This window comes from Mycolicibacter heraklionensis (genome assembly GCF_001021505.1).
GTDB lineage: Bacteria > Actinomycetota > Actinomycetes > Mycobacteriales > Mycobacteriaceae > Mycobacterium > Mycobacterium heraklionense.
Map to the genome: position 1 here is coordinate 22,260 of NZ_LDPO01000012.1, position 17,255 is coordinate 39,514.

15 protein-coding genes are annotated in these 17,255 nt (G+C 67.6%); 11 read left to right on the forward strand and 4 right to left on the reverse strand.

Going from position 1 to position 17,255, the window contains the following annotated elements:
• The first annotated feature begins 147 nt into the window (after positions 1-147).
• From ABW16_RS14575 to ABW16_RS14590, 4 genes are all read left to right on the forward strand, one after another.
• A complete protein-coding gene (locus ABW16_RS14575; RefSeq protein WP_047319910.1) occupies positions 148-612 on the forward strand; it encodes a single-stranded DNA-binding protein in 465 nt (154 codons plus the stop codon).
• 81 nt (positions 613-693) lie between these two features.
• Positions 694-2,367: an energy-dependent translational throttle protein EttA gene (gene ettA / locus ABW16_RS14580; RefSeq protein ID WP_047319911.1), complete on the forward strand. Its 1,674-nt coding sequence runs from the start codon at positions 694-696 to the stop codon at positions 2,365-2,367.
• A 53-nt stretch (positions 2,368-2,420) separates the two neighbouring features.
• A complete protein-coding gene (locus ABW16_RS14585; RefSeq protein ID WP_047319912.1) occupies positions 2,421-7,262 on the forward strand; it encodes an NAD-glutamate dehydrogenase in 4,842 nt (1,613 codons plus the stop codon).
• Positions 7,263-7,291: 29 nt separating this feature from the next.
• Positions 7,292-7,699, forward strand: a complete 408-nt coding sequence (locus ABW16_RS14590) for an acyl-CoA thioesterase (RefSeq protein WP_268768040.1) — start codon at positions 7,292-7,294, stop codon at positions 7,697-7,699.
• 18 nt (positions 7,700-7,717) lie between these two features.
• Here the strand turns inward: ABW16_RS14590 and ABW16_RS14595 are convergent, their stop codons facing one another.
• On the reverse strand, positions 7,718-8,359 hold the full coding sequence (locus tag ABW16_RS14595) for a TetR/AcrR family transcriptional regulator (protein WP_047319913.1): 642 nt from the start codon (positions 8,357-8,359) through the stop codon (positions 7,718-7,720).
• 22 nt (positions 8,360-8,381) lie between these two features.
• Between ABW16_RS14595 and ABW16_RS14600 the strand changes: the two genes are divergently transcribed.
• The gene (locus ABW16_RS14600) at positions 8,382-9,239 is read left to right on the forward strand and encodes an alpha/beta fold hydrolase (RefSeq protein ID WP_047319914.1); all 858 of its coding nucleotides are present in this window, start codon (positions 8,382-8,384) and stop codon (positions 9,237-9,239) included.
• 13 nt (positions 9,240-9,252) lie between these two features.
• On the opposite strand, the gene ABW16_RS14605 is transcribed toward ABW16_RS14600, so the two are convergent.
• Positions 9,253-10,830, reverse strand: a complete 1,578-nt coding sequence (locus ABW16_RS14605; protein WP_047319915.1) for a glycoside hydrolase family 13 protein — start codon at positions 10,828-10,830, stop codon at positions 9,253-9,255.
• Complete coding sequence (locus ABW16_RS14610; protein ID WP_047319916.1) at positions 10,830-11,228, reverse strand: globin; 399 nt, start codon at positions 11,226-11,228, stop codon at positions 10,830-10,832. The genes ABW16_RS14605 and ABW16_RS14610 overlap by 1 nt, the downstream gene beginning before the upstream one ends.
• A gap of 135 nt (positions 11,229-11,363) precedes the next feature.
• Here ABW16_RS14610 and ABW16_RS14615 point away from each other — a divergent pair, with 135 nt between their 5' ends.
• The 4 genes from ABW16_RS14615 to ABW16_RS14630 all read left to right on the forward strand — a co-directional run bounded on the left by ABW16_RS14615 (position 11,364) and on the right by ABW16_RS14630 (position 13,557).
• Positions 11,364-12,005 carry an HNH endonuclease gene (locus ABW16_RS14615; protein ID WP_052956925.1) on the forward strand — a complete coding sequence of 214 codons (642 nt, stop codon included), beginning with the start codon at positions 11,364-11,366 and terminating at the stop codon, positions 12,003-12,005.
• Between the two features lie 64 nt (positions 12,006-12,069).
• A complete protein-coding gene (ctaJ, locus tag ABW16_RS14620; protein WP_047319917.1) occupies positions 12,070-12,303 on the forward strand; it encodes an aa3-type cytochrome oxidase subunit CtaJ in 234 nt (77 codons plus the stop codon).
• Positions 12,290-12,757, forward strand: coding sequence for a DUF5130 domain-containing protein (locus tag ABW16_RS14625; RefSeq protein WP_047319918.1), 468 nt, complete (start codon positions 12,290-12,292; stop codon positions 12,755-12,757). The genes ctaJ and ABW16_RS14625 overlap by 14 nt, the downstream gene beginning before the upstream one ends.
• Before the next feature lie 35 nt (positions 12,758-12,792).
• Positions 12,793-13,557 carry a hypothetical protein gene (locus tag ABW16_RS14630; RefSeq protein ID WP_233424778.1) on the forward strand — a complete coding sequence of 255 codons (765 nt, stop codon included), beginning with the start codon at positions 12,793-12,795 and terminating at the stop codon, positions 13,555-13,557.
• On the opposite strand, the gene pepN is transcribed toward ABW16_RS14630, so the two are convergent.
• Positions 13,558-16,122, reverse strand: coding sequence for an aminopeptidase N (gene pepN, locus ABW16_RS14635; protein WP_047319919.1), 2,565 nt, complete (start codon positions 16,120-16,122; stop codon positions 13,558-13,560).
• A 60-nt stretch (positions 16,123-16,182) separates the two neighbouring features.
• On the opposite strand from pepN, the gene ABW16_RS14640 reads away from it, so the two are divergent.
• Both ABW16_RS14640 and ABW16_RS14645 read left to right on the forward strand, forming a co-directional pair.
• Positions 16,183-16,563, forward strand: coding sequence for a DUF1304 domain-containing protein (locus tag ABW16_RS14640; RefSeq protein WP_047319920.1), 381 nt, complete (start codon positions 16,183-16,185; stop codon positions 16,561-16,563).
• Positions 16,564-16,642: 79 nt separating this feature from the next.
• Positions 16,643-17,254: a DsbA family oxidoreductase gene (locus tag ABW16_RS14645; protein ID WP_047319921.1), complete on the forward strand. Its 612-nt coding sequence runs from the start codon at positions 16,643-16,645 to the stop codon at positions 17,252-17,254.
• Position 17,255: the final 1 nt, after the last annotated feature.

The following is a 17,255-nucleotide window of genomic DNA, read 5'->3' on the forward strand; positions in this document are numbered from 1 at the left end:
CGGCGAGGTTATCCCCAATCCGCTGTTCTTCCCCAGTTGCCGTTGCGCGCGACGGCCGGCCCGGGTTCGTTGTCGGGCCCGCCCGGCCCAATGGGTGCAACGCCGGCGAGCCCGTCAGGTTCGCCGCAACCAGGAAGGAAACGTGCAATGTTCGAGACAACGCTGACCGTGATCGGCAACATCGTCAACGACCCGATCCGCCGCCGGGTGGGCGAGCACGAACTGATCAAGTTCCGGGTCGCAAGCAACTCTCGCCGACGCGGTGCCGACGGCAGCTGGGAGACCGGTAACTCGCTGTTCGTGACGGTCAACTGCTGGGACAGGTTGGTCACCGGGGTCGGGGCGTCGCTGAGTAAGGGGTTGCCGGTGATCGTGGTCGGCCATGTCTTCACCAGCGAGTACGAGGACAAGGACGGGGTTCGCCGCTCGTCGGTGGAGCTGCGCGCGACCGCGGTGGGCCCCGACCTGGCGCGGTGCGCGGCCCGGGTGGAGAAGATCATCGCCGCCGGACCGGACAGCCCGCCCGCTGCCGCCCGTAGCGACGAGGCCGACGACCCGGATTCCGCCGAGGAGGACGCCGACGCCGATGAGGGGATGGCGCTCACCGCCTGAGAGCAGCCGACGGCGGTGCCGGGGTTACCCCCTAGGATGGTCAGCGAGCAAATTCGCGAGACCAGGAGGCGACACCCCGGCATGGCTGAGTTCATCTACACGATGAAGAAGGTGCGCAAAGCACACGGCGACAAAGTCATCCTCGACGACGTGACGCTGAACTTCCTGCCCGGCGCCAAGATCGGTGTCGTCGGTCCCAACGGCGCCGGCAAGTCCAGCGTCCTGCGGATCATGGCTGGGCTGGACAAAGCGAACAACGGCGACGCCTTCCTGGCGCCCGGCGCCACCGTCGGCATCCTGTTGCAGGAGCCGCCACTGGACGACACCAAGACCGTCCGGGAGAACGTCGAAGAGGGCGTGCCGATCAAGGCCAAGCTCAATCGGTACAACGAGGTCGCCGAGCTGATGGCCACCGACTACACCGATGAGCTGATGGAAGAGATGGGCAAGCTCCAGGAGGAGCTTGACGCCGCCGACGCCTGGGACATCGATTCGCAGCTCGAACAGGCGATGGACGCGCTGCGCTGCCCGCCGCCCGACGAGCCCGTCACCCACCTCTCCGGGGGTGAGCGCCGGCGGGTGGCGCTGTGCAAACTGCTGCTGAGCAAGCCCGACCTGCTGCTCCTTGACGAGCCCACCAACCACCTCGACGCCGAGAGCGTGCTGTGGCTCGAGCAGCACCTGGCCTCCTACCCGGGCGCCATCCTCGCGGTCACCCACGACCGCTACTTCCTCGACAACGTGGCGCAGTGGATCCTGGAGCTCGACCGCGGCCGGGCCTACCCCTACGAGGGCAACTACTCGACCTACTTGGAGAAGAAGGCCGACCGCCTCGAGGTGCAGGGCAAGAAGGACCAGAAGCTGCAGAAGCGGCTCAAGGACGAACTCGCCTGGGTGCGCTCGGGTGCCAAGGCCCGCCAAGCCAAGAACAAGGCCCGCCTGCAGCGGTACGAGGAGATGGTGGTCGAGGCGGAGAAGACCCGCAAGCTCGACTTCGAGGAGATCCAGATCCCGGTCGGACCGCGGCTGGGCAACCTGGTGGTGGAGGTCGAACACCTCGACAAGGGGTTCGGCGGGCGGCTGTTGATCAAGGATCTGTCGTTCACGCTGCCGCGCAACGGCATCGTCGGCGTGATCGGTCCCAACGGCGTCGGCAAGACCACCCTGTTCAAGACGATCGTCGGTCTGGAAAAGCCGGACAGCGGCACGGTCAAGGTCGGCGACACGGTCAAGTTGAGCTACGTCGACCAGAACCGTGCCGGCATCGACCCGAAGAAGACGGTCTGGGAAGTTGTCTCCGACGGCTTGGACTACATCGAGGTCGGGCAGAACGAGATCCCGTCGCGGGCCTACGTCTCGGCGTTCGGGTTCAAAGGCCCCGATCAGCAGAAGCCTGCCGGTGTGCTCTCCGGTGGTGAACGCAACCGGCTGAACCTGGCGTTGACCCTCAAGCAGGGCGGCAACCTGATCCTGCTGGACGAGCCGACCAACGACCTCGATGTCGAAACGCTCGGTTCACTCGAGAACGCCCTCGAACAGTTCCCGGGATGTGCCGTGGTCATCAGCCACGACCGCTGGTTCCTGGACCGCACCTGCACCCACATCCTGGCGTGGGAGGGTGACGACGACAACGAGGCCAAGTGGTTCTGGTTCGAGGGCAACTTCGGTGCCTACGAGGAGAACAAGGTGGAACGGCTCGGCGCCGAAGCGGCGCGTCCGCATCGAGTGACCCACCGCAGGCTCACCCGCGACTAATGTTGGCTCGGTAGCGGCGCTGCCGGAGCTGACACTAGTCAGGAGGGGTGGGGATGACAAAGTCCACCAAGGAATCGACCGCGTGGACAACATTTCCCGATCCCTCTGAGCCGCAAGGCATTCCTGCTTGGGTGTCGGCCGCCTATGTCGAGACCTATCGCGGGTCGCACAGCGACTCTTTGGTCAGCGACGAACCGTCGGGCACCGATCCGGCCAGCCGGGCCGCCGCCGTCGCCGTCGTGACCCCGGCGCTGCTGGCCGCGCACGCCCGGCTGGCGCAGCACCGGCAAGCCGGTGAGACCCGCGTTGCGGTGTACCCCGCCGACGATCCGGCTGGTTTCGGGCCGGCACTGCAGGTGGTCACCGAGCACGGCGGCATGCTGATGGACTCGGTGGCGGTGCTGCTGCACCGGCTCGGGGTGGCCTACGTCGGGATCATGACGCCGGTGTTCACCGTGCAGCGCGATGCGGCCGGGGAACTGCGCTCGGTGGAACCAAGATCCGCAGACGGCTCCGCGGGGGCTGAGGCCTGGATCCATGTCCAGCTTTCACCGACGGTCACCCGCAACACCCTCGCCGAGACCGAACGGCTGCTGCCCGATGTGATGGCCGACGTCCGCCAGGTCGCGATCGACTCCACGGCGATGCGCAGCGCGCTCACCGAGCTGGCGGCCGACGTCGAAGCCAACGCGCACGGGCATTACACCGCGCCGGACCGCGAGGATGTCGCCGCATTGCTGCAGTGGCTGGCCGACGGGCACTTCGTGCTGCTGGGGTACCAGAGCGGTGTGGTGCGCGATGGGCAGGTCTTGGTCGAAGATGCCGCCCGGCTGGGAGTGCTGCGGCTGCGTAAGTCATTGCGGCCCAGGCTCACCGGCGATAACCTGCTGACCCTGGCGCAGGCCACCGTGCCCAGCTACATGCGATTCAGTTCGCGCACCTATGTGGTGGTGATCCGCGAGGACACCGGCGACAGCATCGTCGCGCACCGCTTCGTCGGTCTGTTCACCGCCGGCGCCATGAATGCCGACGTCTTCGAGATACCGGTCATCTCACACACCGTCCGCCACGCCCTGGCCCTGGCGGAGAAGGAGCCCGGCCACCCCGGGCAGCTGCTGCTCGACATCATCCAAACGGTCCCGCGCTCAGAGCTTTTCGCGATCGACGCGGAGCAGTTGCTGAACATGGCGATGGCGGTCTCCGACCTGGGCGCGCGGCGCGGAACCCTGTTGTTCCTGCGCGGCGACCGGACCGGGCGCTTTGTGTCCTGCCTGGTGTACCTGCCCCGGGACCGCTACACCACCGCGGTGCGGTTGCACATGGAGGACATCCTGATCCACGAGTTCGGTGGGGTAGGGCTGGAATACAGCGCGCGCGTCAGCGAAGCGCCGTGGGCGCTGTTGCATTTCATGGTCCGCTTGTCCGACGATCCCGACGCCCGTTCGGTCGACACCGGCGAGTCCAACCGGGTCCGGATCCAGGCGCTGCTGGCCGAGGCCACCCGCACCTGGGGAGACCGGTTGCTCGAGACGGCGGCGCAGGACTCCATCGACGCCGACGTGGCCGAACACTATGCCGCCGCCTTCGGCGAAATCTACAAGCAGGCTGTCACTCCAGCCGAAGCCGTCGGCGACATCGCCATCATCGAGCGGCTTACCGCCGACTCGGTCAAGTTGGTGTTCTCCGACTACGGCGAGGCCGACGGAAGTCAGTTGGCCTGGTTCCTCGGCGGGCACGGTGCGTCGCTGAGCCAACTGCTGCCGATGCTGCAGTGCATGGGGGTGGCGGTGCTCGAAGAGCGGCCGTTCACCGTCACCCGGGCTGACGGCCTGCAGGTGTGGATCTACAAGTTCAAGGTGTCCGCACACCCCACCATCGAGATCCCGGCGACCGGCGCCGAGCGGGACGACGCCCAACAGCGGTTCGCCGACGGGGTGACCGCGATCTGGGAGGGCCGGGTCGAGCCCGACCGATTCAACGAGCTGGTGCTGCGCGCCGGGCTGAACTGGCAACAGGTGGTGGTGCTGCGCGGTTACGCCAAATACCTGCGCCAGGCCCGTTTTCCCTACAGCGAGAACCACATCGCCTCGGTGCTCAACGAGTATCCGGGTATCGCGCGTGCCCTGGTGGCGCTGTTTGAGGCATTGTTCGACCCATCCCGCACGCACCGCAACCGTGACGCGCAAGCCGCAGCCGCTGACGTCGCGGCCGGCATCGACGCGGTGGTGAGCCTGGACACCGACCGGGTGCTGCGTGCATTCGCCTCGCTGATTCAAGCCACCCTGCGTACCAATTACTTTGTCACCCGGTCTGATTCGGCACGGGCACGTAACGTGCTGGCACTCAAGCTGGATGCCGGCCTGATCGACGAGTTGCCGCTGCCGCGGCCGAAGTTCGAGATCTTCGTCTACTCACCCCGTGTCGAGGGCGTGCACCTGCGGTTCGGCTTCGTATCGCGCGGCGGGCTGCGCTGGTCCGACCGACGCGAGGACTATCGCACCGAGATCCTCGGCCTGGTCAAAGCGCAAGAGGTCAAGAACGCCGTCATCGTCCCGACCGGAGCCAAAGGCGGGTTCGTCGTCAAACACCCACCGACGCCCAGTGGTAACCCGGTGGCGGATCGCGAGGCAGCCCGCGACGAAGGGATCGCCTGCTACACGCTGTTCATCTCCGGTCTGCTCGACGTCACCGACAACGTCGACCACGCCACCGGTGCGGTCAGCGCGCCGCCGCAGGTCGTGCGTCGTGACGGAGACGACGCGTACCTGGTGGTGGCCGCCGACAAGGGGACCGCCAGCTTCTCCGACATCGCCAACGACGTTGCCAAGTCCTACGGCTACTGGCTGGGTGACGCGTTCGCGTCCGGCGGGTCGGTCGGCTACGACCACAAGGAGATGGGCATCACCGCCAAGGGCGCGTGGGAGTCGGTCAAGCGGCACTTCCGGGAGATGGGAATCGATACCCAGACCGAGGATTTCACCGTCGTGGGAGTCGGCGACATGAGCGGCGACGTGTTCGGCAACGGCATGCTGCGCAGCGAACACATCCGGCTGGTGGCCGCCTTCGACCACCGGCACATCTTCCTTGACCCCGACCCCGACCCCGCCCGGTCTTTCGCCGAGCGTCAGCGGATGTTCGACCTGCCCCGCTCCAGCTGGGACGACTACGACAAGTCGCTGATCAGCGCCGGTGGTGGTGTCTACCCGCGAGACCTGAAATCCGTGCCGGTCAGCCCGCAGGTCGCCGGCGTGCTGGGTCTCGACGAGAACATCACCGAGCTCACTCCGCCGGTGCTGATCCGGGCCATTCTGCGGGCTCCCGTCGACCTGCTGTTCAACGGCGGCATCGGCACCTACGTCAAAGCCGAGTCCGAATCCGACGCCGATGTGGGCGACCGTGCCAACGACCAGGTCCGGGTCAACGGAAACCAGGTGCGCGCCAAGGTGATCGGCGAAGGCGGAAACCTCGGCGTCACGCCCCTGGGCCGCGTCGAATTCGACTTGGCCGGTGGGCGGATCAACACCGACGCGCTGGACAACTCCGCCGGAGTCGACTGCTCCGACCACGAGGTCAACATCAAGATCCTGATCGACGCCCTGGTCACCGTCGGCAAGGTCGACGCCGCAGACCGGCCGCAACTGCTGGCGTCGATGACCGACGAGGTCAGCGCGCTGGTGCTGGCCGACAACACCGCCCAGAACGACCTGATGGGCACCAGCCGGGCCAACGCCGCGAGCCTGCTGCCGGTGCACGCCGATCAGATCCGGCACCTGGTGGCCGACCGCGGCCTCAACCGTGAACTGGAAGCGCTGCCGTCGGAGAAGGAGATCGCTCGACGCGCCGAGGCCGGGCTGGGCCTGGCCTCACCGGAGTTGGCCACCCTGATGGCGCACGTCAAGCTGACCCTGAAAGCGGCGGTGCTGGCCACCGACTTACCGGAACAGGATGTGTTCGCCGCACGGTTGCCGCGGTATTTCCCGCAGGCGCTGCAGCAGCGCTTCGGCGCCGAGATCCGCCAACATCAACTGCGCCGCGAAATCGTCACCACGATGCTGATCAACGATGTGGTGGACACCGCAGGCATCACCTACGCCTTCCGGATCACCGAGGACGCGGGTGTCGAGCTGATCGACGCCGTGCGTGCCTACGTCGCGACCGACGCGATCTTCGGGGTGGGCGACCTGTGGCGCCGCATCCGCGCCGCCGGTGAGCAAGACGGCCTGCCGGTCGCGGTGACCGACCGGATGACGCTGGACCTGCGGCGGCTCATCGACCGGGCCGGCCGTTGGCTGCTCAACTACCGCCCGCAGCCGCTGGCGGTGGGCGCCGAGATCAATCGGTTCGCCCAGCAGGTCGCCGCGCTGTCACCTCGGATGTCGGACTGGCTGCGCGGCGACGACGCCGACATCGTGGCCAAACACATCGGCGAGTTCGCGGCTCAGGGCGTGCCCCGCGGCCTGGCTTCCGACGTCGCCCACGGCTTGTACCGCTACAGCCTGCTCGACATCATCGACATCGCCGATATCACCGAACGCGACGCCGACGAGGTCGCCGACACCTACTTTGCGCTGATGGATCGGCTGGGCACCGACGGGCTGCTGACCGCGGTCGCCCAGCTGCCCCGTGACGACCGCTGGCATGCCTTGGCGCGGTTGGCGATCCGCGACGACATCTACAATTCGGTGCGGTCGCTGTGCCTGGATGTGCTGGCGGTCGGGGAACCGGACGAGGACGGGATGCAGAAAATCACCGAATGGGAATCGACCAACGCCTCGCGCGTGGAGCGGGCACGGCGCACGCTGACCCAGATCTACGAATCCGACCAGCGGGATCTGGCGACGCTGTCGGTGGCGGCGCGGCAGATCCGGAGCATGACGCGCGGGGCGGCGTCGTGAGTCCGGCAGGCGAATCCACCGGTGCGCCGGTGGGCTTCGTGGCATCGGTTCCGGTGCGCTGGTCGGACATCGACATGTACCAGCACGTGAACCACGCGACCATGGTGACGATGCTCGAAGAGGCGCGGGTTCCGTTCCTGTCGCCGGCCTTCGCGGTCGACATCACCAGCGTCGGTCTGCTGATCGCCGAGGTGAAAGTCGCCTACAAAGGGCAGCTGCGGCTGACGGACTCGCCACTGCAGGTGACGATGTGGGTGTCGCGGCTGCGCACGGTGGACTTCACCATCGGCTACGAGGTGCGCTCGGCGCACGCCGCCCCGGATTCGCGGCCCGCCGTGATCGCCGAAACACAGTTGGCCACCTTCAGCATTGACGAGCAGAAGCTGGTGCGGCTGTCCGCCGACCATCGCGCCTATCTGGAGAAATTCATCCGCTGAGCGCGCCTACGCGGCTGGTCAGCCCTCGGTGAGCATCGCGTCGAGCAGCCGTTGGATGACGGTGCTCACGTCGGCGCGGGTCTGCTCGGGGTCGTCGGCTGTCGCGATCACCATCGCCGCTTCGTCGAGCGCGCCGATCAGAACGTGGGCGAGCGCGCGGACCGGCTGGTGGGGGAGTTGTCCGGTCTGCATGGCTTCGCTGAGCAGCTGTTCGGTCATGCCCAGGCTGTAGCGCTGGGCGACGTCGCGAAAGCCGTCCCAACCCAGCACGGTGGGTGCATCGAGCAGGACGAGTTGACGCACCTCCGGATCCTTGGCCACCACCAGCCAGTTCTCGGCGGCTGACCGCAGCGCAGCAGCGGGTGTGGTTGCCCCGGATGCGGCGACCGCTTCGGCGAGGCGCGCCATGACGTCCGCCTCCACGGCCTCCACGACCGCCAGGAAAAGTGCCGCCTTGTCCGGGAACTGGTGATACATCGCGCCGCGGGTCACCCCGGCCGCCTCGGCGATCTCCGGGGTCCCCACCGCCGCGTAGCCACGCGCACCCCATAGCTTGCGGGCCGCACTGGTCAGGGCAGCACGGGTGGCGGCAGACCGCTCCGCTTGGGTCCGACGCTTGATTTCCGTACAGGCTGTCGGTAAGTTATCGGCAGGTTGCACGTAACTATGTTAGGAGCATCCAATGCCCACCGTTGACATTGACGCCGGAACAATCCACTACGACACCGCGGGCCCCCAGGACGGCCGCCCGGTGCTGTTCATCCACGGCTACGCCATGGGCGCCTCGCTGTGGGGGCCGCTGAGCGCGCGCCTGGCAGCGCGAAATCTGCGCTGCATCGCCCCGAACTGGCCGCTGGGCGCGCACCCGAGCGCGTTGCGGAGCGGAGCTGATCGAACCCTGCCGGGGATCGCCGCAATGGTGGACGCGTTCCTGGGCGCACTCGGCCTGGAGGATGTGGTGTTGGTCGGCAACGACACCGGAGGCCTGATCAGTCAACTGGTCGCGGTCAACCACCCGGACCGGCTCGGGGCACTGGTCCTGACCAGCTGCGACGCCTTCGAGCATTTCCCGCCGCCCATTCTGAAGCCGTTCATGCTGGCCGCGAAGACGGCGATCACCTTCCGTGCTGCGCTACAGCCGATGCGGCTGCGGGTGTTCCGTCGTCGCGGATACGGCGCGCTGTCGCACGGCGACATCGACCAGCTCGTGAAAGCGTGGGTGAAACCCGCGCTGGGTGATGCCGCGGTCGTCGAAGACCTCCGTCAGCTCACCAGGTCGCTGAACCAGCAGATCTCCCTGGACGCCGGGGCGCGACTGCACGAGTTCACCAAGCCGGCCCTGATCGCCTGGTCTGCCGATGATGTGTTCTTTCCCGTCGAGGACGGCAGGCGCCTCGCCGCGACGCTGCCCAACTCCCGCTTCGAACTCATCGACGGCGCGCGCACGTTCTCGATGATCGATCAGCCGGACCGGCTGGCAGATCTGGTCGCCGAATTCGCCAGCACCGCAAGCGGTCCGGGAGTCCGTGAACGACGGTGAGGTGACCGGCCGGTCAGACCAGCCACGCGGCGGTGTTGGGCGGCAAGACACCGCCCGTCGCCGGCGCGCTGGCCAAGACCAGCTGCCCTTCCGGAAGATCCACCGGGCGGCTGCTGGCATTCAGCGCGCATACCAGCCCGCCGCGCCGGAAGATCAGCATTCCCGGTAGCGCCTCCAGCCAATCGACCCGTGACCCGGTGAGCGCGTTTCTGCTCCTGCGTATTGCCAGCGCCTGCCGGAACAGCGACAGCGTCGAGTTGCGTTCGCTGCGTTGTTTGCCGACGGTCAGCGACGCCCAGTCCGGCGGCATCGGCAGCCAGGTGTTGGGGTTGTCGGAGAAGCCGAACGCCGGTCTGTCACCGGACCAGGGCAGCGGCACCCGGCAGCCGTCACGACCGCGTTCGGTGTGCCCGGACCGCTCCCACACCGGGTCCTGCAGGGCCGAATCGGGCAGCTCGACGTTCGGCAGGCCCAACTCCTGGCCGTTGTAGACGAACACCGCGCCGGGCAGGGCCAACAGCACCAGGGCCATGGCCCGCGCCCGGTCCAGCCCGACGGTCCCGCCACCGTAGCGGGTGACCGCCCGCTCGACGTCGTGGTTCTCCAGCGCCCAGGTGGCGCTGGCGCCCACCGACGCGACGGCGGCCAGCGAATTGTCGATCGCATCGCGGATCTCTGTGGCTTCGAAGTCGGCTTGCAGCAGCCGGAAGTTGAAAGCCAGGTGCAGCTCGTCGGGCCGCAGGTACTCGGCGAACGCAGCGTTGTCGTGTACCCAGACCTCGCCCACGCTGACCGCGTCGGGGTAGTCGTCGATGACCCCGCGAATCGCCCGGTGGATCGGGTGCACTCCCGGACGGTTGAACCGCGGGTCGTCGTCACGGTGGGCCAGCAGCTTCACATCGGTGACCGGCATGTCCGGCAGGCCGGCCGGCTTGGCCATGCCGTGCGAGACATCGATCCGGAAGCCGTCCACGCCGCGGTCCAACCAGAACCGCAGGGTTCGCTCGAAATCGGCCAACACCTCCGGGTTGTCCCAGTTCAGATCCGGTTGTGACACATCGAACAGGTGCAGGTACCACTGGCCCGGGCCGTCGGGTTCGGCGACCCGCGTCCAGGCCGGGCCGCCGAAGACCGACACCCAGTTGTTGGGTGGCAGCTGGCCGTCGGGCCCGCGCCCGTCCCGGAAGAAGTAGCGGTCCCGCGCGGGACTGCCCGGCCTGGCGGTCAAAGCCTCGACGAACCAGGGATGCGCCGAACTGGTGTGGTTGGGCACCAGGTCCATGGTCAGCTTGATTCCCCGCTCGTGCGCGGCGGCCACCACCCGATCCAAGGCCGCGAGGTCACCGAAGAGCGGATCGATGCCACGCGGATCTGCCACGTCGTAGCCGTGGTCGGCCATCGGCGACACCATCACCGGGTTGAGCCACAGCGCGTCGACGCCCAGCCACTGCAGGTAGTCCAGGTGTGCGGTCACCCCGTCCAGGTCGCCGACCCCGTCGGAGTTGCTGTCGGCGAACGAGCGGGGATACACCTGGTAGAACGCACTGTCGGCCCACCACGGGGTGTGGCCGGGGCGGTCGTGTGTGGCCATCAGATCGGCGCGTTGACCAGGAAGTCGGCCGCCGAATGCAGATACTGCAGCAGTTCGCCGCGGTGTGCGTCGTCAAGGGTGTCGCTGTCGATCTCGTTGACCGCGGTCACCATGTTGCGCAGCCACGCATCACGCTGCAGCGGGCCGATCCGGTAGGGGACATGGCGCATCCGCAGCCGTGGGTGGCCGCGAAGCTCGGTGTAGGTGCGCGGTCCGCCCCAGTACTGCTCGAGGAACATCCGTAACCGCTCCTCGGCGCCGTCCATGTCGTCGGCGGGGTACATCGGCCGCAGGATCGGATCCTGGGCGACCAGTTGGTAAAACCGCGACACGATGGCGTGGAACGTTTTCGCACCGCCGACGGCGTCATAAAACGAGGGCTCTTCTATCGGCTGCATCGCCTCCCATTGTGGGGCATCGCCGGCGCCTACTGGTGAACACACAGCAAATAGGCGTGCGACCAGCGCCGAATCATGGTGAACTGTTCGGCGGAGGTCAATGGTGCGACACCTAAACCGGCTGCAAGACCGGATATGAAACGTCGGGGCCACCGCACCCCCGGTGCCCCACCGGCGAGCCTGAGCGGGCTTGCCGCCGCCCCATGCCTGCATTCGGTCGCCACTTCCGGTTCTGGGACCGGCAATGACGCCGTCTCGATCTGGACGCGCCGGCGAGTACTGCTGCTGAACTCCACCTTCGAGCCGTTGACGGCGCTTCCGCTGCGGCGTGCCGTGGTCATGCTGATCTGCGGCAAGGCCGACATCGTGCACGACGATCCGGCCGGACCGGTCATCCACTCGGCGACCCGGTCGGTGCCGGTGCCCTCGGTGATCCGGCTGCGGAACTATGTCCGGGTGCCCTACCGGGCTCGGATCCCGTTGACCCGCGCCGCGCTGATGCACCGCGACCAACACAGCTGTGCCTACTGCGGCGGCAAGGCCGACACCGTCGACCACGTGGTGCCGCGCAGCCGCGGCGGCGACCACTCCTGGGAGAACTGCGTGGCCGCGTGCTCGACCTGCAACCACCGCAAGGCGGACCGGTTGCTCACCGAGATCGGCTGGACGCTCCGGCTGGTGCCGACCTCGCCCAAGGGCCAGCATTGGCGGTTGCTGGCGGTGATCCACGATCTCGATCCGGTGTGGATGCGCTATCTGGGTGAAGGCGCGGCCTGACCTGGTCGCCGTGTCGGGCCGGGTTGTTGCACCGGGCAGGTAGCGGTGGGATACCGTCTACGGCGTGAGCCTGTTGGAAACCCTCGGCATCTTCATCGGCATCCCGGTAGCAGTGTTCGCACTGCTGGCCGCACGGACCCTGTTGCACAAGGGGCCGCGCGCGGCCACCTACCAGATGTCCGAGCAGTGGACACACCCGCCGATCCTGTGGTCGGCGACCGACGAGGCCATTGGCGGCGGACACGGCCACGGCAAATCCGAGTTCAGCGTGGGGGGTGGAACCAGTGGCAACTGGTGAAGTCGTGACGATCGATCCGGCGGACCTGCCGTACGGCTCGGTGATCACCAACAGCGGCCGGATCTCCGGGGTCACTGAGCCCGGCGAGGCGTCGTTGCACTACCCGTTCCCGGTCAAGGAACTGGTGGCTCTCGACGAGGCACTGACCTACGCGTCGCGGGCGACTCAGGCGCGTTTCGCCACCTACATCGGCGACTTGGGTGCTGACACCGCCGAGCGGGCCCGCGAGATTCTGGCGAAGGTGCCCACCCCCAACGACGCGGTGCTCATCGCGGTCTCACCGGACCAGAAGGCCATCGAGGTGGTCTACGGTGCCGGCGTGGCTGACCGCATTGCCCCAGCGGCGGCACCGCAGGGTGTGGCCGCGGCGGCTGCGGCGTTCCGCGACGGCAACCTGATCGACGGTCTGGTCAGCGCGGTTCAGGTGATCAGCGCCGGCGTCACCCGGGCCTGACGGCTGCCCTTATCGGTTCGGCGAGCGTGCGGCAGGTGTCTTTAGCCCGCGCCGCCGTCGCGTCGGCCTCCCCGGCGCACCGGGTCTGGCTGGCGAACATCGACCGGCGCGGTGTTGCCCCGCAAGCGGTAACCGAAATCGTTCGCGGGCAGGGCATCACACGTGACAGCTTCCGGGCTTTGGATGTGATGGAGCAGATCACCGACCCGGACGGTAAGAGCTTTTTCGTGATCCCCCGAACAGCCCGCGCCGACGACGCGCGCCGCGCGGCGCTGTTGACTTACCTGCTCAATGCGGGCACCGGTTATGGCCGGCCCGGCGCTCGCAGCGATTTTCCCGAAACGCCGTACGGTGCCGCCGAAGTGCGACGGATCATCGATCGCCAGCGCGCCAATCGCTGGAGCTACGCAGCGGTCCGCAGCATCTGCAACACCGGCGGCTGTGTGGCCACCACCCCGAACGGCGTGCTGATGGTGCTGGGCGGCAATCGAATTCACGGTTCATTCAGCCACCGCGGCGGCACTATGTGGGGCGATCTGTTCCTGGTCAACACCCAGCAGCGCGTCTCCGAACCCGCCCGGTGGCTGCGCGAGATCGTCGAATCCGGCCGACTCGGCCGGGGCGGCCCGGGCCTGGACGCGCTGCTGCATCACGAGGAGATCCACGCTCAGCAGTGGGCTGCCCTGGGACCGATACGGATGCCGGCTCGCTACCTCGCCGAGGAGGCCAAGGCGCGAGTCCTCGGCGGCATCAACAGTTTCGAGAAGGACGCCGGCCTGCGCGACGGGGGATACCGCTGATCAAGCGGTGTCGAAGGTGCGTGCCCGCAGCGACCGCTCCACCCCGGCCCGGCCCTCCACCACCAACCGCCGAAGCGCAGGCGGCACCGAAGGATCGGCGAGAAACGCGTCGGCGGCGTCCAATCCGGACTGGCTGACGTCCCAGCCGGGGTACAGGCCCACCACCACGGTCTGCGCCACCTCGCTGGATCGCCGCTCCCACACACCGGAAATCGCCTCGAAATAGCGAGCGGTGAAGGGCGCCAACAGCTCACCCTGGCCGGGCTGCACGATTCCGGCGATGATCGCCCGGCCGGTGATGTTGGCCAACGTGTCGTCCTCGATCACCTGCTGCCAGGCCGCTTCTTTGACGGCGGGTTCCGGCCGGGCCGCCGAAGCCTGGGCGCCCTGGCGTCGGCCGGCCGCGGTGGGGTCACGCTGGACCTCGGCGTCGATCGCCGCAGAGTCCAGCGCGCCGCTGCGGGCCAGCGCCACCACGATCCGCCAGCGCAGGTCGGTGTCAACGGCCAGCCCGGCCAACCCCTGAGTGGCCGGGTCGGCGTCCAGCAGCGCGGCCAGCACCGCGTTGTGCCGCTCGGCGAGCACCGAGGTGCACAGCGCGTTGACATAGGCCAACTGGTGATCCGAGCCGGGATCGGCGCCGCGGGCCAACTCCAGCAGCCGGTCGGCGAACGCCGGCCAACCCTGCTCGGCGGCCCAGCCCGGCTCGGCGTAAAACCCCAGCGCGGTCTGCGCCTGCAGCAGCAACCGGGCGGCGACACCGACCTCGGTCTCGGCTCCGATGCCGCGTTGCACCAGCGCCACGAAATCCCGGGCGCGCAACTCGGCCTCACGGGTCATCTCCCAGGCCGCCGACCACACCAGGGTGCGCGGCAGCGACTCGGCGATGTCGGCGATGCGGTGGGTGGCGGTCGCCAGCGACTGCGGGTCCAGCCGCAGCGCGCAGTAGGTCAGGTCGTCGTCATTGACCAGGATCAGCTTTCCGCGCGAAACCCCAACCAGGCCGGGAACTTCGGTGCTGGGCCCGTCGATGTCCAGCTCCTCGCGGTGCACCCGCACCAGCCGGCCCGAACAGTTCGGGTCGTCGTCGTAGATCCCCACCGCCAACCGGTGCACCCGAGTCTCACCGGCACCGGGGGCGGCACCACCCTGAGTCACCGCGAACCGGGTGAACCGGCCGTCGTCGTCGACATCGAAGTCCGCCCGCAGCGTGTTCAGGCCGGTTGTCTTCAGCCACTGCCGGCCCCAGTCGGACAGATCCCGGCCGGACGCCTTCTCCAGCGCGGCCAGCAGGTCATCGAAGGTGGCGTTGTCAAAGGCGTGCGCGGCGAAGTAGTCGCGCAGGCCGGCCAGGAAGTGGTCCAAGCCGACATAGGCCACCAACTGCTTGAGCACGGATGCGCCCTTGGCGTAGGTGATCCCGTCGAAGTTGACCTCCACAGCGGCCAGGTCGGGGATGTCGGCGGCGATCGGGTGCGTCGACGGCAGCTGGTCTTGGCGGTAGGCCCATGACTTCTCCGCGTTCGCGAAGGTGGTCCAGGCGCTGGTGTATTCGGTTGCCTCGCTTTGGCACAGCACCGAGGCGAACGTCGCGAACGACTCGTTGAGCCACAGGTCGTCCCACCAGCGCATGGTGACCAGGTCGCCGAACCACATGTGCGCCATCTCGTGCAGCACGGTCTCGGCGCGTCGCTCATAAGACGCCCGGGTCACCTTGCTGCGAAAGACGTAGTCCTCCAGGAACGTCACCGCTCCGGCGTTCTCCATAGCGCCGGCGTTGAACTCCGGCACGAACAGCTGGTCGTACTTGCCGAACGCATACGGCACACCGAAGTTGCTGTGGTAGAACCCGAATCCCTGCTTGGTCTCGGTGAACAGCCGCTCGGAGTCCATGTGCTCGGCCAGCGATGCCCGGCAGAACAGGCCCAGCGGGATCTCGCTGTGCTCGTCACGGTAGACGTCGTCCCAACGGGCATACGGTCCGGCGATCAGCGCCACCAGGTACGTGCTCATCTTGGGCGTGGTCGCGAAGGTGTGAACACCGCCGTCGACGGCCACCGTGGCGCCGTTGGAGATCACCTGCCAATGCTGCGGCGCGGTGACGGTGATGTCGAAGGTGGCCTTGAGGTCTGGCTGGTCGAAGCAGGCGAACATCCGCTTGGCGTCGGCGGTTTCGAACTGCGAGTACAGGTACACCTCGTCGTCGACCGGGTCGACGAAGCGGTGCAGACCTTCGCCGGTGTTGGAGTAGTAGCACTGCGCGTCGATCTCGACGGTGTTGTGCTCGGCCAACCCGGTCAGCACCACACCGACGGACTCGTCGTAGGCCGAGACGTCGAGGGCGCGGCCGTTGAGGGTGGCGCTGCGGATCGTCTCGGCGGCGATGTCGATGACGGTGTCGGTGCCGGCCAGTGCGTCGAAGGTGACGGTGGTGGTGGAGCGGAAGGTGCGCTCGCCCGGTTTGCCGCTGCCATCGGTCAGGTCCAGGGCGATCCGGTAGTTGACGACGGTGACCGCAGCGGCCCGTTCGGCGGCCTGGTCGCGGGTGAGGTTAGGAAGTGCCACGCCCGCCTACAGTAGCCGCCGGACCGTGCGGACGGGCGCCGGACCGAGTTTAATGAGGCCATGCTCCTCGCCGGTCTGACCTTCGCCGCGCTCGCCGCGGTGTTGCACGTCTACATCTTCGCGCTCGAGTCGCTGAGTTGGACCTCACCGCGCACTCGGGCCGTCTTCGGCACCACCGCCGAGGAGGCCGAGACCACCAAGGCGCTGGCCTTCAACCAAGGTTTCTACAACCTGTTCCTGGCCATCGTCACGGTAGTCGGCATCGCCGCGGTTGCGTTGGACCACAACACCGTTGGGCTTGCGCTGATCTTCGCCGGCGTGGGTTCCATGCTGGCCGCGGCACTGGTTCTGGTGACGTCGTCGCCGGACAAGGCCCGCGCCGCCGTCGTCCAGGGTGCCTTCCCAGCGGTTGCGGTCGCACTGCTGGCGCTGAGCCTGTAACGCGCGGTGCGGGCATAGATGTGCCCGGTGCCGCGTTAGACGTTCCAGACGTGTCCATTGTTGGCTGAGAGGATCGCCCATGCCCGAGAAGTCGCAAGCCGAGTTCTGGTTCGACCCGCTGTGCCCATGGTGCTGGATCACCTCTCGGTGGATCCTGGAGGTCGAGAAAGTCCGTGACATCGACGTCACCTTCCATGTGATGAGCCTGGCCGTGCTCAACGAGGGCCGCGACGACCTTCCGGAGCAGTATCGCGAGGGCATGAAGCAGGCATGGGGTCCGGTGCGGGTTGCGATCGCCGCCGAACAGTTACGCGGCAACGAGATCCTGCGGCCGCTGTACACCGCGATGGGGACCCGGATCCACAACCAGAACAACAAGGACTTCCCTGACGTGATCGCCGGTGCGCTGGCCGAGGTGGGTCTGCCGGCCGAACTTGCCGATGCCGCCACCACCGACACCTACGACGACGCGCTGCGCGCGAGCCACCACGCCGGGATGGACGCGGTCGGCAAGGATGTCGGGACCCCGACCATCCACGTCAACGGGGTGGCGTTCTTCGGGCCGGTGTTGTCGCGTATCCCCCGCGGCGAGCAGGCGGGCCAGCTGTGGGATGCGTCGGTGACCTTCGCGTCCTATCCGCATTTCTGGGAGCTCAAGCGCACCCGGGGCGAGGCGCCGGAGTTCGACTGAC